This window comes from Synechococcales cyanobacterium T60_A2020_003, from assembly GCA_015272205.1.
GTDB lineage: Bacteria > Cyanobacteriota > Cyanobacteriia > RECH01 > RECH01 > JACYMB01.
Genome location: JACYMB010000189.1, coordinates 1 through 2,151, shown reverse-complemented (window position 1 = coordinate 2,151; position 2,151 = coordinate 1). Strand labels below are relative to the sequence as shown.

Sequence of the window (2,151 nt, the reverse complement as noted above, 5' to 3'; positions counted from 1 at the left end):
GACGACACAATGCCAATTCCACCTAGCAAAAGCTGAATCACCGGAATTTGAAAGGCTAGCCCCGTGCTAAACAGCAACAGTAAGACAAATTCAAAATAGCGATCGATCGACCATGCCTGTTCCACCACGTCCGCGCCATAGCTCACAAAGAAATTGAGGGCTGCCGGAATCAAGGCGACATAGGCGAACACCAGTCCTACACCAAAAAGTACCGTTGAACCCAGCACAATCGGACCAATGAAGCGCCGCTCGCGTCGAGTGAGGCCGGGGAGGACGAACTGGATAATCTGGTACAGCACAAACGGACTCGCCACCAGCAAACCAGAGTAGCCCGCTACTTTGAGCGATACAAAGAAAAACTCGCCAGGGGAGAGTTGCAAAAATTTGACCCCGTGGGCGGGCAGTTCTAGCAAGTTGACGATGCGACGCACAAAGATGAAGCAGATCACAATCCCAATGACCACAGCAATTAGGGCGTAGAAAATCCGCATCCGTAGTTCTTCCAAGTGGTCGAACAGCGACATTTCCACATCATCGGGCAACTCATTGAGAAAGTCGTCATCCGATGGCGAGGACTGGTGCTGGGTTGCCGCTGTAGCGGTTTCTGTATCCAAATCGGAAGGGGAAGTCATAGAAAGCGTCTGTCTCGGCGTTGATCAAAGCTGTCTTGACTATTTTAATCAGCAATTCTTACGAAACTGTACAATCAGGCATATAGACCACCGATATTTCTCTATCCGGTGTGCCCATCGCTACACACGGTAAAACCTTCATTGGATATCGCTTCTCTGTACCTGTCATCCTGTCTGTACCTGGCATTCTGACATTTCAAGGTTACAAGCCTGAATTGCACGTTATGCTTTTGTATCTTCTTGTAGCGTTGAGTCTTTAAACTGGGCATTCTTAGGCAGACCAAGAGGACGGCCTCCCCGTGAACGAATTCACTCCCATAGGGCAGTACCCGTAACTTGAGCAGTCAGACATCGAGCGATCGCCCCCATTATGCCCTCTGTTCAAATCTGGGTAAGCCATCGCAGCAGCATCACCGTACAAATACTTAATCAATCCAAGCATTAATTGTTACGATAGTTTACCAACTTTTCATGCCACACCCTTTGTTTCTTTAAGTAGCAGTAACTAAAATGACACAGAATAGGAGAAGTACAGCAAGTTCATCACGGCGCAAGCGCAAGCTCACTCTGTTGACGACATTAGGGTTTCAGGGTAAGCAATGCTGAGCAAAGCGTCGAAGGGGCTGATTTCGATAGCAGGGGTTTTCCCTGAAATCACGTATATTTTAGGTTAAGGGTCGGATGAACGTTTCAGGTGGTCGTCGAATTGTAGTCGGAGATGTGCACGGACATTACGATGGGCTAATGCGCCTACTAGAGGCGATCGCCCCTGGACACTCTGACTCCGTTTATTTTCTGGGCGACTTGATTGACCGAGGCCCCAAAAGCTGTCAGGTGGTTGAGTTTGTTAAGAATAGCGGGCATACTTCTCTGCTCGGCAACCACGAACAGTTGCTCCTGGATGCGTTTCCGGGCAATCGCATCCACCCGCAAGCCCTACAAGCCTGGATTTACAGCGGCGGACAGGCGACTCTGTCTAGCTACACCTCGATTGATACCCTGTTAGAGCATCTGAATTGGATCCATACCTTACCCACTCACCTCGATTTAGGCGATGTATGGCTGGTTCATGCGGGTGTGCATCCTGAACTGAGCCTGGACGAGCAAACGCTGCAAGAATACTGCTGGATTCGGGAAAAGTTTCACAGCATTGAAAAGCCGTACTTTCAAGACAAGCTGATTATTACCGGGCACACGATTACCTTTACCTTGCCGGAAGTTAATCCCGGTGCGATTGCCCAAGGGGCTGGCTGGCTGGATATCGATACAGGTGCCTACCATCCCAAAAGCGGGTGGCTGACCGGGTTAGACATCACCAACCAAGTGGTGTACCAGGTTAACGTCTTTCAACCTCTCCAGCGGGTACTGCCTCTTGTCGAAGCGATTAACACCGTTGAGCCTACGAAGGTGATTCATCGGCGGCGGCAAATGATGCAGTATCAGTAAGGGCTGCATCCATAGAACCGTTTTAGCTTCTCCGTGAAAGCCCCGCACTCTGCCGAAGGCGAGTGTCGGGATG

Annotated in this window: 2 protein-coding genes; one reads left to right on the top strand and one right to left on the bottom strand. The window is 50.1% G+C overall.

Annotated elements, in window-relative coordinates; genetic code table 11:
• A partial coding sequence (gene tatC, locus IGR76_09745; GenBank protein MBF2078782.1) for a twin-arginine translocase subunit TatC occupies positions 1-632 on the bottom strand: 632 nt, incomplete at its 3' end.
• 681 nt (positions 633-1,313) lie between these two features.
• Between tatC and IGR76_09740 the strand changes: the two genes are divergently transcribed.
• Entirely contained in the window at positions 1,314-2,078 is a 765-nt protein-coding gene (locus tag IGR76_09740) for a serine/threonine protein phosphatase (protein MBF2078781.1), read from the top strand.
• The last annotated feature ends 73 nt before the right edge of the window (positions 2,079-2,151 follow it).